This window comes from Variovorax sp. 10N420 (assembly GCF_056394705.1).
This window is the reverse complement of the sequence record NZ_JBFTIJ010000011.1, coordinates 71630-85138: the sequence shown is the minus strand read 5'-3', so window position 1 is coordinate 85138 and position 13509 is coordinate 71630. Positions and strand designations below refer to the sequence as shown.

The 13509-nt window shown below is 65.9% G+C and carries 17 protein-coding genes; 6 read left to right on the top strand and 11 right to left on the bottom strand.

All coding sequences use genetic code 11. From position 1 onward, the window contains the following. Positions 1-39 precede the first annotated feature (39 nt). The 6 genes from AC1DEK_RS24275 to AC1DEK_RS24250 all read right to left on the bottom strand — a co-directional run bounded on the left by AC1DEK_RS24275 (position 40) and on the right by AC1DEK_RS24250 (position 4484). Complete coding sequence (locus AC1DEK_RS24275) at positions 40-678, bottom strand: OmpA family protein (protein ID WP_478127862.1); 639 nt, start codon at positions 676-678, stop codon at positions 40-42. Positions 679-738: 60 nt separating this feature from the next. After that, positions 739-1461 (bottom strand): GIN domain-containing protein, encoded by a 723-nt coding sequence (locus AC1DEK_RS24270; RefSeq protein ID WP_478127861.1) that lies wholly within the window; start codon positions 1459-1461, stop codon positions 739-741. Positions 1462-1499: 38 nt separating this feature from the next. Further along, a complete protein-coding gene (locus tag AC1DEK_RS24265) occupies positions 1500-1922 on the bottom strand; it encodes a hypothetical protein (RefSeq protein ID WP_478127860.1) in 423 nt (140 codons plus the stop codon). Beyond that, positions 1906-3483, bottom strand: a complete 1578-nt coding sequence (locus AC1DEK_RS24260; RefSeq protein ID WP_478127859.1) for a DUF4384 domain-containing protein — start codon at positions 3481-3483, stop codon at positions 1906-1908. The genes AC1DEK_RS24265 and AC1DEK_RS24260 overlap by 17 nt, the downstream gene beginning before the upstream one ends. A gap of 26 nt (positions 3484-3509) precedes the next feature. Beyond that, positions 3510-3839, bottom strand: a complete 330-nt coding sequence (locus tag AC1DEK_RS24255) for a hypothetical protein (protein ID WP_478127858.1) — start codon at positions 3837-3839, stop codon at positions 3510-3512. 72 nt (positions 3840-3911) lie between these two features. Continuing rightward, positions 3912-4484: a hypothetical protein gene (locus AC1DEK_RS24250; protein ID WP_478127857.1), complete on the bottom strand. Its 573-nt coding sequence runs from the start codon at positions 4482-4484 to the stop codon at positions 3912-3914. Positions 4485-4632: 148 nt separating this feature from the next. Between AC1DEK_RS24250 and AC1DEK_RS24245 the strand changes: the two genes are divergently transcribed. Beyond that, the gene (locus AC1DEK_RS24245) at positions 4633-5592 is read left to right on the top strand and encodes an alpha/beta fold hydrolase (RefSeq protein WP_478127856.1); all 960 of its coding nucleotides are present in this window, start codon (positions 4633-4635) and stop codon (positions 5590-5592) included. A gap of 10 nt (positions 5593-5602) precedes the next feature. On the opposite strand, the gene AC1DEK_RS24240 is transcribed toward AC1DEK_RS24245, so the two are convergent. From AC1DEK_RS24240 to AC1DEK_RS24230, 3 genes are all read right to left on the bottom strand, one after another. Beyond that, the gene (locus AC1DEK_RS24240; RefSeq protein WP_478127855.1) at positions 5603-6448 is read right to left on the bottom strand and encodes a caspase family protein; all 846 of its coding nucleotides are present in this window, start codon (positions 6446-6448) and stop codon (positions 5603-5605) included. Between the two features lie 4 nt (positions 6449-6452). Continuing rightward, positions 6453-7070: an anti-sigma factor family protein gene (locus AC1DEK_RS24235; RefSeq protein ID WP_478127854.1), complete on the bottom strand. Its 618-nt coding sequence runs from the start codon at positions 7068-7070 to the stop codon at positions 6453-6455. A 142-nt stretch (positions 7071-7212) separates the two neighbouring features. Further along, on the bottom strand, positions 7213-7809 hold the full coding sequence (locus tag AC1DEK_RS24230) for an RNA polymerase sigma factor (protein WP_478127853.1): 597 nt from the start codon (positions 7807-7809) through the stop codon (positions 7213-7215). A gap of 117 nt (positions 7810-7926) precedes the next feature. On the opposite strand from AC1DEK_RS24230, the gene AC1DEK_RS24225 reads away from it, so the two are divergent. Further along, positions 7927-8160, top strand: coding sequence for a hypothetical protein (locus AC1DEK_RS24225; RefSeq protein WP_478127852.1), 234 nt, complete (start codon positions 7927-7929; stop codon positions 8158-8160). A 36-nt stretch (positions 8161-8196) separates the two neighbouring features. On the opposite strand, the gene hmpA is transcribed toward AC1DEK_RS24225, so the two are convergent. Continuing rightward, positions 8197-9390: an NO-inducible flavohemoprotein gene (hmpA, locus tag AC1DEK_RS24220; protein ID WP_478127851.1), complete on the bottom strand. Its 1194-nt coding sequence runs from the start codon at positions 9388-9390 to the stop codon at positions 8197-8199. A gap of 199 nt (positions 9391-9589) precedes the next feature. Here hmpA and norR point away from each other — a divergent pair, with 199 nt between their 5' ends. After that, positions 9590-11191, top strand: coding sequence for a nitric oxide reductase transcriptional regulator NorR (gene norR / locus AC1DEK_RS24215; RefSeq protein ID WP_478127850.1), 1602 nt, complete (start codon positions 9590-9592; stop codon positions 11189-11191). Between the two features lie 27 nt (positions 11192-11218). On the opposite strand, the gene AC1DEK_RS24210 is transcribed toward norR, so the two are convergent. Then, positions 11219-11512, bottom strand: a complete 294-nt coding sequence (locus tag AC1DEK_RS24210; protein ID WP_478127849.1) for a hypothetical protein — start codon at positions 11510-11512, stop codon at positions 11219-11221. 172 nt (positions 11513-11684) lie between these two features. Between AC1DEK_RS24210 and AC1DEK_RS24205 the strand changes: the two genes are divergently transcribed. The 3 genes from AC1DEK_RS24205 to AC1DEK_RS24195 all read left to right on the top strand — a co-directional run bounded on the left by AC1DEK_RS24205 (position 11685) and on the right by AC1DEK_RS24195 (position 13425). Then, positions 11685-11873 (top strand): hypothetical protein, encoded by a 189-nt coding sequence (locus AC1DEK_RS24205; RefSeq protein ID WP_478127848.1) that lies wholly within the window; start codon positions 11685-11687, stop codon positions 11871-11873. Positions 11874-12016: 143 nt separating this feature from the next. Beyond that, positions 12017-12622 carry an ABC transporter ATP-binding protein gene (locus AC1DEK_RS24200; protein ID WP_478127847.1) on the top strand — a complete coding sequence of 202 codons (606 nt, stop codon included), beginning with the start codon at positions 12017-12019 and terminating at the stop codon, positions 12620-12622. Then, positions 12619-13425: an ABC transporter permease gene (locus AC1DEK_RS24195; protein WP_478127846.1), complete on the top strand. Its 807-nt coding sequence runs from the start codon at positions 12619-12621 to the stop codon at positions 13423-13425. The genes AC1DEK_RS24200 and AC1DEK_RS24195 overlap by 4 nt, the downstream gene beginning before the upstream one ends. The last annotated feature ends 84 nt before the right edge of the window (positions 13426-13509 follow it).

Here is a 13509-nt window from a genome sequence, read left to right as displayed (position 1 = left end):
GGAGAGGCGCCGGGGGAGGGCGCCCTCCGCAAGGACTGCTCAGGCGCCCCGGAATTGCACGCGGCGGTTGATGGCGGCGTAGGGGTCGGTGTCCTGGAGCGGCCGGTCTTCGCCGTAGCCGACTGTCTTCAGGCGTGCGGCGTCGATGCCGTGATGCACGAGATAGTCGCGCACGGCGCGGGCTCGGTTGCGCGACAACTCGAGGTTGTAGGCCGGATCGCCGGCGGCGTCGGTGTGGCCTTCGATGGTGACCTTGCTTCCGGGCGCCATCAGCTCGATGCCCTTGGCGAGCGCGTCCAGCTGGGTGCGCGCGGCCGGGAGAATCTCGGCGGAATCGAAGCCGAAGCGCACCGGCAATGAGAGCGCGGAGGCATTGGCGTTGGCGTCATTGCGCGCAACACGGGCGGTTTCCGAGGGACGCGCCGATGCGTTCACGCGAGAGCCCGCCGCCATCGCCGTGACTTTGGCCGGTGCTGCGGCTGGTGCGTGGGGGTGGGCTTGGGCTGCCGGCGGCTCATCGAGCAAGCGGATCGACCGGTTCAGCACGTCCGCCACGTCCTGCGGAACCACAAGCTGGCCTTCGTGATAAATCATCACCTTCTCGGCCCTCGCGGCGGGGGCGATCATTGCAACGGCGGCGGCGAGGGCCAGTGCGAGAGTGCTGAGGTAGCGGATCATTTGAGGGCTCCTTGGGCGGTGGGGTTGATGCCCATGGGTTGCGCGTGCCGCTGGCCCGGTTCAATCTTTATCGACGCTGCCGATGCCGCTGATCGAGCGTGTCACCACGGGGTCGCCGTGATAGCGCACGTGGCCTACACCGCCGATGCGCACCGCCAGCGCATTGCGCGCGGCGAGCTGCGCTTCGCCGTTGCCGTCGATGGCGACCTCCGCACGCTCGCTGGCGAGCTTGGGCGCCGAATAGCTGCCGATGCCGGTGATGGCAACCTGCTGCGCCGCCACCTTGCCGCCGCCGACCGCGACATCCCCGGCGCCGGTGATCCGCACGTCGAGATTGCGCGCGTCTTCCAGGCGGTCGACACGGATGGAGCCGCCGCCTGCAAGCACCAGCGCGAGCGTGTCGCTGTGCAGCGGTCCGATGGTGATGGCGCTGATCGCGCGCGAATCGATGGCTCGCAGCTTCTGGACGCCGAGCTTCATCCGAATGGGCTGCTGCGTCTCGACCTTGCCGGGTGCAAGGCCGATGATGAGTCGCCGGCCATGCACCTCGGTCGTGATCTTGCTCAGCACCGCAGGTTCGGCCTCCAGGGTCAGTGATTCGCGCGGTCCCTGTTCGACGTTGATTTCGGCCGACACGGTGGACACCACTTCGTCGAAGCCGGCGACGTTGCGCGGTTCCGTCGCGGCCCGTGCGGGTGTGAACGGCGCAGCTGAAAGCAGCGCGGCGCAGGCTGCAGCGCGGATCCAGGAGGGACTCGGAAACACTTGTTCGAACCAGTTCATGGCGAACTCCGGAGGGTGGCGAAGGGGCGAAGGCGCTCTCAGCGCGGCAGCGCGAGGCTGGGCGGGGGCGGGGCAGGGCGGGCCAGGCAAGTGGTGCCGCCGAGATCGGCAGTGACGATCAAGGACCCGCCACGGCGGTCGGTCGCCACCATGCGTGCACCTTGCCGTGCATCGGCGCCGAGGGTGACCGGCCCCTCTTCGAACAGCAGCCGGCCGTTCTGCCAGCAGCGCAGTTGGTAGGTGGCCGGTGCGCGCCCGCTGGGTGAAGGCTGTAGGGGCTGCGCAGGTGGGCCCTGGACTGCGACGCGGTCGTCAGCGCCGATGGCAGCCACGCCTGCGGTGGCGCCGCGGGGCAACTGGAGCAGGCCGGTCACGGCAGCAAGCGCCACCAGGGAGACCACTGCCAAGCGGGCGCCGCGCCGCTTCAGGCCATCGGGAATGAGATCACTTGGCTTGGACACGGAAGTTCTCCTGGGCGAGCATGCCGCCGCTGGCTTTGTCGAAGGCGGCGCGGATCATCTCGAGCGTCACGCCGGGCAAGGGTTCGAAGTCGATGCCGACCAACGATTGCGGCAGCGAAGCCATCACATCGCTCGGCGTTGCGAAGCAGGTCACGGTCTCGGGCACGCCCTTCGTGTTCATCGAGAGCTGGAAGCGCATCGCGCCGGGCAGCGTGATCGGCTTGGCCGCTGCAACGCGGGAGTCCTGCGTGAATCGGTTGGGGAAGAAGCGCACCACCTTCGCGTCCTCGTCGCGGAGGTAGCAGTAGACATGCGCATCCTGCGAAGGCGCAAGGGAGAGGTTGATCGACTCCCCGCGGGCAAACCGCGTCTGCTGGTTGGGGGCCGAGACTGCCAGCTTCAGTGGCGTTGCCGAAGGGCCGGGAGCCGCCGCTGTGGGCGATCCAGCCGACGTGGCGAGCGAGCCGGGCGGAACGTAGCGTGCCGGTTGCGCCGGTCGCTTGATCTTGCTGTGGTCCGCAGCGAGGAAGGCGCTGAAGAACTTCTCGTCGAGCAATGCCGCGCGGCTGAGGCCGAGCTGTTCGCGATAGTTGGAAATCGCCTCGTCCATCGCAGGATTGAATTCGCCGTCGATCGGTCCGTCGTAGAACCCGCGCTGGCGCAGCTGGTTCTGGAAGTAGGCAATCAGCTCGACGCGCGTCGAAGCCATCGCGCTGTACCAATCGAGCATCTCCAGGCGCGTCTCTTCATTCGCTTTCGGATCGGAAACGCCCAGGCAGGTCCAGTAGGGGGTCTTCGTCAGCTTGCCGATGAGCTCCACCACCGCGAGTTCGACCAGCCCGCGCAGCGCCTGCGACTGGCCTTCGGAGCGGGCAAGGTTCATGCTGTAGTTGATGCCGAACTTGTGATACGCGGCATCGCCGTCGATGCCCTTGCCCTGCTTCATGATCACCACGGAGTTGCGTGACGTGACGCCCGGCAGCACGCCCATGTCGCTGGTTGTCAGCACGCTCAGGTCGAGCCCCAGCATGCTGGTGGATGCGTCGTTTGCGCTACCCAGGTTGAGATAAGGAAAGAAGCCGAAGCCGAGATCCTTTTGGTTCTTGATCAGGTTCTCGTCGAACTGCGACACCGACCCCTTGATGTCGTAGCGCGGAATCGCCTGGTAGACCGCCGTGGTCTGCGCCGCCGACAGGAAGCTGACGACGTTCAGCGTGTCCTTGCCGAAGGCCACCAGGCGCACCGCACGGCTGCGCCGCGACATGTCCGACACCGCCGAAATCAGCATGTCGCGCGTTCCGGCGTTGAGCTTCTTCGTTTCGTCGTTGATTTCTTCGGTCAGCATCGTCACGTCATGCACGCCGTAGTCGAGCATCAGCGTGTCCATGCAGCGCAGCGCCGGCGAAAAGCCCGTGATCGAGCGCTGTGGGCGTTGCTCGGGGCCGACGCGGATCTCTGCGGTCTGTTCGATGGTGGGCTGCTTGACCTCCAGCGTCTGGCAGCCCGCGAGTGCTGCAAGTGCGGTGAGCGCCAGGAAGCGCGCGATGCGGGGCGGTTTCATGACATTTCCGTGGGGTGGATTTCAGGTCACTGGCAACCGCCGCGGCCGACGATGTTGATGGCATTGGGCGCAAACACGAACACTTCGCGCGGGGCGGTTCCGATGCGCCCGCCGGTGTCGAGATTGCCGATGTTCTGGCTCCCGCAGGTGCCCTGGTTCTGGATCTGGTCCTGGGTCCTTCCTTGCTCTTCAGCCTTGCGCTCCTGTGCGCTGATGCGGATCTTTTCCTTGGCGATCTTTGCGCGGAACCGCGAATCGACCTCCAGCAGCTCCTGCCCCGCGAATGCGCTGGCGCATGCGCCCAGCGTGATGGCGACAACGGCGATGCGGGTGGCGCGAACGAGGATGGCATTCATGAGGGGTCTCCTTGCTGGAAGACCGCCAGCGCCACAGGCGCTGGCGGATCAGGGGCGAAAACGCGGCACTGCTTACTTGGCGACGCCGATGCTTTGGGCGGCGGTGGACAGGAAGCCGCTGGCGCTGTTGTTCGAACCGTTGGCGACGACCGTCGCGTTGGTCAGCTTGCCGTTGCCTTGTGCGCCGCCGATCTGCTGCGAGGCCGTGGACAGGAAGCCGCTGGCGCTGTTGCTGGCGTTGGTGGCTCGCACGACGGAGTTGCTCACCACGCCATTGCCCTTGGCAAAGCCCACTTCCTGCGTGGCGGTGCTGAGGAAGCCGGAAGCAGAGTTGTTCAGGTTCGTGCCCTGAATGTTGGTGTTGGTGATCTGGCCCTTGCCTTCGGCGTGGCCGACGTTTTGCGTTGCCGTCGAGAGGAAGCCGGAGGCGGAGTTGTTGGCGCCGTTGACCGTCACCGTGCTGTTGGAGATCTTCGAGTTTTGCTCGGAGACACCAATGTTCTGGCGGGCCGTGGCCAGGAAGCCCGACGAGTTGTTGTTGGCGTTGGTGGATTGCACCGTGGTGTTGGCGATCTCGCCGGCCATTGCGCCACCGAAGGCGAAACCGAGGGCGATGAGGATGGATGCTTTGCGAACGACTTGCATGACGATCTCCTAGGGATTGATGACAGGGATTGAGGTCGGGCTTGCCGAATTGCTTGCCTTCCCGCCCATGGGTTGCGGCGGCCGATCAATCGGTTCAAACAAATTTCCGGTGAACGGCGGGCGTCGTGCAGGCGTAGGATCGTTCGCGATGCCCGACAGCGCGCCGCCTGATCCGCCTGCGAAGCCCGCACGCCTGACGGGCGTGCGCGGTGCCTTCGACGTTTTGCGCAACCTGGGGTTGATGGGTCTCGGCTCGACGGGTGCGAGCGACTACGACAGCTTCACCGCCAGCGATGGCCACGTGGTTCCGGTGTGCGTGCTCGGGCGCGGTTCGCCGCTGGTGCTGGTGCATGGATTCGGATGCACTCACCGCGACTGGATGCCAGTCGCCAGGCGGCTGGCGCGGCGCTATTGCGTTCTCGCGTGGGACGCCCGGGGCCATGGCAGTTGCCGGGCGGCCAGTGGCAGCATCACGCTGGCTCGGCTGGCGAACGATCTGGCCGAGGCACTCGACCACTTCGGGCTGCAGCGCTCGATCCTCGTGGGGCATTCGATGGGTGCGCTGACGTTGATGCAATACCTGCATCAGCATGGCACGGAGCGAGTGGCTGCCGTGGCACTGGTCGATCAGTCGCCGCGCATCGTGACGGACGACGGCTGGCGGCTGGGGCTGTTCGGCGGCTGCAGCGCGTCAATGCTGTCCGCAATGATCGCTGGCGCGCGCCAGGACCTGGCCGGCATGCTGTTGAACGAGGTCGGCGCGCTCGGAGGTGCCTGGTTGCAGCGCCGGTTGGATGTCGAAGCGCCGCTCGGACGCATGCTGCGCCAGCGCCTGGGGCGCATCGACGTGCGGCCGTTGCTCGATCTCGCCGAATCGATGGCCATGGCGGACTTCCGCGCTTCGCTGGCGCGCCTGGACACCCCGCTGCTGGTTGTGCTGGGGGCGCGCAGTCCGCACTACGCCGGTGTGCCGCTCGATGGCTGGTATCGCGACACGGTCAAGCATGCGCAGATTTCGGTCTACCCGCGCGCCGGCCACTCGCCGCACGTCAGCGAGCCGCTGCGCTTCGCGCGCGAGCTCGAACGCTTCATCGACGACCACGCCTGAGCGGCCCGGCTCAACTGCCGCAGCGCCCCTTGTCGTCCGACTTGAAGCAGAAGTCGGCGGTCAGGCTCGACGATTCCCAGGGCACCTGCACGCGGCCGGTGTCTTCTGCGACGCCGATTCGCACGCGCTTGAAGAGCTGCTCGATCTGCAGCCCCGGCATGGACATGTTCGCCAGCAGGTGGCGTGCGTAGACGCTGTGGTCGCTGTTGGCGCTGTCAAGTGCCACGCCGTTGGGCGCCGTCGAGAAGGCCACCAGCGTGCCCACCGGCGCATCGAGCGTCGCCAGGCCACCCGGAGTCGCGCCGCGGAATTTGAGGCGCCGCCCGTCCGGACCGACGATGACACCGCCGGCAAAGGGGTTCACGCGGCAGGCATCGAGCACCACGATGTTGGCGCCGGTGCCGATGGCGCTGAGCCGGTCGACGAACTCGCCGACGTCCGCGCTTTGCCGCTGTATGTCTTCTTCGGATTGCGGATCGGCATCGATCGGCACCAGATAGTTGCGCCCCTTCACCTGGACTCCGTGGCCTGCATAGAACAGCACGCGAACCGCTGCCTTGGGCGCCCGGATCGAGAACTCGCGCAGGGATTCGATCAGGTCCGGCAGCCGCGTGTTCTGGCGCAGGGTCACCTCGTAGCCAAGGCCGCGCAACGCGTTCGCGACGGCCATCGCATCGGCCGGCGGGTTCTTCAGGGGCGCACTGCGGTAGGCGCCGTTGCCGATCACCAGTGCAATGCGGGACCCGGGCGCCTTGACGTCCTTCAACTCGGCGGCGGCCATGGCGGCACCGAAGGGCAGGGCTGCGGCACCCAATGCGCCGCGCAGCAGCAGTCGGCGGGTCAGCAGTGTGGCCATGGGACTACTCCCTGGGTGGCACGCCCGGTGCGAGCGCTGCGGCCTGCACGATCGGAGCGGCCTGCACCTGTGCAAGCGCCGCCGCTTCGCTGCCGGACGGCACGCGCAGGTAGTAGTCGCCGAGCTGCCCGGGCCCGCCAGCCAGTTCGGCATGGATCCGGACCATCAGCATTCGGATGTCGGATTCCTTCGCGTCCGGCGCAAAGCTGACCTTCAGCATCGGGCCTTCTTCGACGCGAACCGAGTTCAGCGCGCGGATTTCGTCGGCGCTTTCACGCGCATCGCCCAGCAGCGCCGCGATGAGGCCGCCTTGCACTGCAATGACTGCCAGCGCGCCCAGCGCATAGCTCGGGCGCATGCCCAGGTTCCCGAAAAAGGCGCTGAAGCGCTCCGCCAGCGTCGGACGGTCGCCCTGGATCAGGCGCATGGTGCGAGCCAGGCCGATGGTTGCCGGCACGGGTGGGACGTTTTCCTGCACGCGCGCCTGCAACGACTGGTACCACTCCAGCTCGCTGCGAGCCTCGGGATGCTGTTCGATGTATGCGTCGACCCAGGCACGGTCATCGGCTCCCAGCGAGCCGTTGGCATACCAGGGGAGCAGTTCTTCGAAGCGTTCTTTCATGATGAGGGTGCTCCCGAATGCCGCGCGCTTACACAATATCGACTTGCGCGGCCGACCGCACCGAAACGCGATCTTCGTGCACGGGACATGCCCGTGTCCGCCTTGAGTTGCGCGAGCCCGCGGGAAGGTTCAAATTCATTTCTCAGGACGCGAGAGCGCCTCTGGCGCCGGGGGCACCGCCCTCACTGCGCAGCAGCGCCTGCAGGCAATTCTTCATCTTCTGGCGGGCGTGGAACAGGCGGGTCTTGACGGTGCCCTCGGGACAGCCTTGCACCTCGGCCACCTCGGCCAGGCCCATGCCCTCGTAGAACACCAGGTGCAGGCATTCGCGGTGCTCGTCCGACAGCTTGTCCATGCAATGCTGGACGCCTTCGCGCCGTTGCTTTCCCGCCAGTTCGGCGTAGGCGTCGGGTGCGTCGGAGGCGGTGGTTTCGGCGATGTCGTCGAGGTCTCCATGCACCTCGTCGGGCCGGCGCGCGCGGTACACCATCAGCGCCTTCCTGCGCGCGATGCCGATGAGCCAAGTGGAAAACTGCGAATCGCCGCGAAAGCGTTCGGGGTGCCGCCACACCTCGTAGAAAGAGTCCGCGAGGACTTCCTCGGCCCGCGCGTGGTCACCCAGCATGTTGAAGACATAGGCGTACACCTTGCGGCTGAACGCCTTGTAGAGCTGACGAAACGCTGCCTGGTCTTCGCGGCCGATGCGTACCAGCAACTGGTTGAGCTCGTCTTTGTCCATGCGGGCGGATGCCGTGGCGGTTGCGGTGAAGAAATATAGCGTTTCTGCCAATCAAGCAGAACCCATTTCGAGCTTCCTGCAACCCAGTGCCAGACAAGGACTAAGTAGGAGAGCGACATGGAACACGATCTTCGCCCCATCAACGTCATTCGTGCGGAACTGGCCCGCGCCAAAGATGTGCTTGCAGCCCTGGGCCCCGACTACGCCGGCGGCAGCGTTCATCTCGCTGCCCGCCGCCGCGTCAAGTGCCTGGCCGACGAGCTCCGCGTTGCCGAGGCCGCAGCCGAGCGCCTCGCGGAGGAGGTCGCGTTGAAGTGGATCAGTCGCTATGCGCGCATGGCGAGGGCCTGAGCCGCAAGACTGCTCACGTGGCCCTGGCCCCCGATTTCATTCCAGTGCCGAAGCGGGCCCGAAGAACTCGTAGCGAACTTGCTTGTCCGGAACGCCCAAGGTCCGCAGCGCCTTCTTCGCTTGCTGCATGAACGGCTTCGGACCGAGGAAGTACGCATCGACGTTGCGCGTCCCGGGCGGCAGCCACTTGGCGAGCTTGTCCGCGTCGATCCGGCCGACGGCGTGGGGTTCATTGCCGACGCTCGACGGCTCGGGGGCCTCGTCATAGCAATAGAAGCGCATCAGCTGCGGATGCTTGTGCGCCAGCGCCTCGATGGCATCGCGAAACGCGTGCACGCTGCGAGTGCGCGCGAAATGAATGAAGTGCACCACGCGCGAAGTCTTCAACGCGGCCTCGAGCATCGCCAGCGTTGGCGTGATGCCCACGCCGCCGCTGATCAGGACCACCGGCCGGTCGCTTTCCTGGAGCGTGAACGCACCAGAGGGCGGGAACAGATCGAGCGCGCTGCCCACCTGCACGTGGTCATGCAAGTAGTTGGAAGCGAGACCACCGGCTTCCCGCTTCACGCTGATGCGATAGGTGCGACCATTCGGCGCGGCCGAAAGCGAGTAGTTGCGGCGGATGTCCTGCCCCTCGAAGCGCAGACGCAGCGTGATGTACTGGCCCGGCTGGAAGTCGAGCACGGGCTTGCCGTCGATCGGCGCGAAGTAGAAGGACGTGATCTCGTCGCTTTCGACTTCCTTGCGCACGACGGTGAACTGGCGCTCACCGCGCCAGCCGCCGGGCGCCGCGGCCTTGCTGTCATAGATCTGCTTTTCAGCGCCGATCAGTATGTCGGCCAGTTGCCCGTAGGCGGCAGCCCAAGCGTCGATGACCTCGTCCGTCGCGACCTCGGCACCCAGCACTTCGCGAATGGCCCGCAGCAGGCAGGCGCCGACGATCGGATAGTGCTCCGGCAGTACCTGCAACGCGACGTGCTTGTTCACGATTTCGCCTGCCAGGTCGCCCAGCGCTTCGAGCCTGTCGATGTTCTTCGCGTACATGAGCACGCCGTTGGCAAGCGCGCGGGGCTGCTCTCCATTGGATTGGTGGGCCTGATTGAAAAGGGGGCGGACTTCGGGATGTTCGCTCAGGAGCATGGAATAGAAGTGCTTCGTCAGCGCTTCTCCACCGGTTTCGAGCAAGGGAACAGTGGCGGTCACGATGGCCTTGTGTGAGGCGGAAAGCATAGGAGAGTCTTTCGGTGATGGGAAATGGGTGGGAGATGGGTGGGAGATGGGTGGGAGATGGATGGTAGATCCCCTCTGGCATGCAAATGGTGCAAAAGGCGTTCCAGCCCCGCGCTTCAAACGAATCAAAGACTTGCGTGGCTATGATGTCTTTTTGACGCGGCTAGGATGGCGTCAAACCGACACGTTTTGAGTCAAAATGACAACACACCCCTTGCTCCAGGCCATCATCCCGCTCGTGGCCGATATTGCGCGCGAAATGCCCAGCGCCGAGCGCTACCGGCGCTTGCTGGAGGCTTTACGGGTCGTGCTGCCCTGCGATGCCGCGGCCCTGCTGCAACTCGACGGCGAATGGCTGCTGCCGCTGGCGGTGGACGGCCTCAGCAGGGACACGCTCGGCCGCCGATTCCGCGTCGATGAACATCCGCGGTTCGCGGCGCTGCTCCAGGCGAACGGCCCGTTGCGATTTCCCGCGAACAGCGACCTGCCCGACCCCTACGACGGTCTGGTCGAGGGCGTCAAAGGTCATCTGCCGGTGCACGATTGCGTGGGTTGCGCAGTACGCGTCGACGACAGAACCTGGGGCCTGCTGACGCTGGACGATCTCTCGCCGGAGCGGTTCTCCCGGGTCGACCTGAAAGTCCTGCAGTCCTTTGGCAGCCTGGCCGCGGCAACCGTCAGTGTCGCGGGCCACATCGAGCAACTCAAGTCCCGCGTCCGCGATGAGAGCATTCGCGCTGAAGGCTATCGGCTGGCGGCGGTTCCGCGCGCGCGCGAACTCATTGGCCGCAGCCCCGCCATGAGGCAGCTCCAGAAGGAAATCGACCTGGTCAGCGGCAGCGAACTGCCGGTGCTGATCCAGGGAGAGACGGGCGTCGGCAAGGAATTGGTCGCCGAAGCGCTGCATGCGGGTTCGACCCGGGCGACGCGCCCCATGATCAGCCTGAACTGCGCCGCGCTGCCCGAGACATTGGTCGAAAGCGAACTCTTCGGGCATGTGAAAGGGGCGTTCACCGGGGCCGTCGGCGAGCGTCCTGGCAAGTTCGAATTGGCCGACGGCGGCACGCTCTTTCTCGATGAAGTGGGTGAACTCGCGCTGCCGGTGCAGGCCAAGCTGTTGCGCGTCCTGCAAAGCGGACAGCTGCAGCGGCTCGGTTCCGATCGCGAGCACCGGGTCGATGTGCGGCTCCTCGCTGCAAGCAATCGCAATCTGGCCGATGAGGTGCGGGCAGGGCGCTTGCGCGCGGACTTCTACCATCGCCTGAGCGTGTATCCGCTGCAGGTGCCACCGCTGCGCGAACGTGGACGCGACGTGCTGCTGCTCAGCGGCTTCTTCCTCGAAGAGAACCGCTCGCGCCTGGGGCTCAGCGGCTTGCGCCTCGATGCGAGTGCGCAGGCCGCGCTGCTCGCCCATGACTGGCCGGGAAACGTGCGCGAGCTGGAGCATCTGCTCGGCCGCAGCGTGCTGAAGGCGATGGGGCGGCATCCGCAGCGGCCACGCATCCTGAGCCTGACGTCGGCGGATCTCGATCTTGCGGGCGAACGCATGGGCGTCGAACCCCTCGAGATCGACGACGCCCGGAAGGGACCGTCGGCGTCGGCAAAACTGCGCGAGGGCGAGGGCCTTCGCGATGCGGTAATGCGCCTGGAGCGTGAACTGGTGACCTCTGCATTGGCGAAGAACAACCACAACTGGGCCGCGGCCGGCAGAACACTCGGCATGGACCGCGGCAATCTTGCGCGGCTTGCCAAGCGGCTGGGGCTTGCGAGGCCGGCAAGTCAGTCGGTGCGTGGCGCATAGCCCTTGTTGGTCTGGCAGCCGAAACGGTCACAGCGCTTGACTGTCAACCGCGCATTTCGAACGCGCTCCTCGTACTCCCAGCGCGCGCGCTTCCGCATGCAGTTCGGCTTTTCGCTTCGCCATGTTCCGCTCTTCCTGCTCCCTGATGCGCTGATTCGGATCGTGATTCAGGATGACGGGGCCGGCGCCAGTCTGCGGTTGCGCTTGCTCGGGCATCGGGGCTCGCACGGCCGCGCGACGGGTCGTCGCGCACATCGTTGCCGCAGGGCGCATCGCATTGACAGCCTGCCGTCCGATGCCTTCCACCAAGGCAGTTTCCACTTCACGCTCCTCCTGCGTTTATTGCTTCTCGCTTGGCGCTCGAGCTCTTACAGTTTACATAAGATAAATTGTGTGACTATGCTATGTAGCGGCTGAATAGTAATGTCGCGTTTTGGCCAAGTAGAAATGTCGCAAAGTCTGCGCCTCCCGGGGCCGAGTTTGAGGTGCAGGGATGACGATGCTGAACAACACCATCACGATGACGATGCGTGCGATGGTGCTGGCTTGCGCGGTGGGCGCCGGCGCGGCGCCGGAACGTCCGCGGCGGCATGCCCTCGGCGCGGCGTTGCTCGTCGTGATGCTTCTGTTCTCGTCCTTCGAGACGATTCGCCTCCTGCTCGATCGCTACTACCTGGCTTAGCAGACTGCGGCGCCTTCGACAGCGCGACGGTTTCTGCCGCGGGGAATCACAATCGGCGGTGCAGGCGGATCTGGCGAGTATCGGCAGCATGGGCGTTGCCGGCGTCTTGCTCCAGCCTCAAGCCTCACTGAAGGAAACCCGACATGTTGAGCATCCGCGGCCTGCGGTCGGCCCACGCAGGCCCGTTCGACTTCGATCTCGGACGCGGCGAGTGCGCAAGCATCGTCGGCCCGTCCGGCGTCGGCAAGAGCCTGTTCCTCCGATTGATCGCCGATCTCGACCCTGGCAGCGGCACGCTGACACTGGAGGGCCGGCCGCGCGATGCGTGTCCCCCTGTGGCGTGGCGCCGTCAGGTCATCTATCAGGCGGCAGAGCCAGCGTGGTGGGAGCCGACTGTGCGCCCGCACTTCCTTGCCGACTCGATCGAAGCTGTTGAGGCCGTTGAGGCCGCCCTGCCCTTGCTCGACCTGCCCGCGGCGATTCTCGATGCCGAGGTCGCGCGCTTGTCGACCGGCGAGCGCCAGCGCCTGGCGCTGTTGCGCTCGCTCTCGCGCAAGCCCGCTGTTCTTCTCCTTGACGAACCTACCGCATCGCTCGACGAAGCGTCCACCTTGGCGATGGAAGCGCTGCTGAAGGCGCGCCTGCGCAAGGGGCTGTCCATCATCTGGGTGACGCATTCGACCCAGCAGGCGGCGCGCGTGAGCCAGAGCCGCTACGCGATGACACGTGAAGGCTTGCAGGCACTGTGAACACCGTCGTACACCTCGGCGCGCTCGACGTTGCACTGGCGGCGGCGCTGGTACTCGCCAGCGCGGTGGCGTCGCTGCTGCTGCATCTCGACCTGCACCGACAGGTCCTCTGGGCCGCGACACGCATGGTCGTGCAATTGCTGCTGGTGGGCTTGCTGCTGCGCCTGGTGTTCAAGGCCGCCTCGCCGGCCGTGACGCTCGCGATCGTCGTTCTGATGATCGCCGCTGCCGCGCGCGAAGTGGCTGTGCGGCCGACCCGGCGCCTTCGTTCGGCGGGCAATCACCGTATCAGTGTCGCGGTCGTCGGCCTTTCGAGCGTCGCCACAGTCGCGCTGGCGCTCATGACGGCAATCCGCCCGCACCCGTGGTACGACCCCCGCTACGCGATCCCGCTGATGGGCATCGTGCTCGGCAGCGTGCTCAATTCGGCAAGCCTCGGCCTCGACAGCTTTCTGGAAGGCGTCGTGATCCGGCGTCCTGCGATAGAGGCTCAACTCGCGCTCGGCGCCTCTATCCATCAGGCGCTGCGCGGCCTGCTGAGATCGTCGATCCGGCGAGCGATGATCCCGATCGTCAACCAGATGTCGGCGGCCGGCATCATCACGCTGCCGGGAATCATGACGGGTCAGTTGCTTGCGGGCATGGACCCCATCGAGGCCGTCAAGTACCAGATCCTGCTGCTCTTCCTGCTCACCGGCGCAGGCGCCCTGGCCGCGGCGGGGGCGGTTTACCTGGCTGCGCGCGCGATCACGGACGAGCGCCAGCGCCTCCGGTTGGACCGGCTGGCAATGAAGCAGGCCTGACCGGCCGAGTCGCGGGCACGTCGGGCCGACAGATCGGCCAAAACCCTACACATTCATTTCTTGCGGAGCGCATCCTTGGTCAAT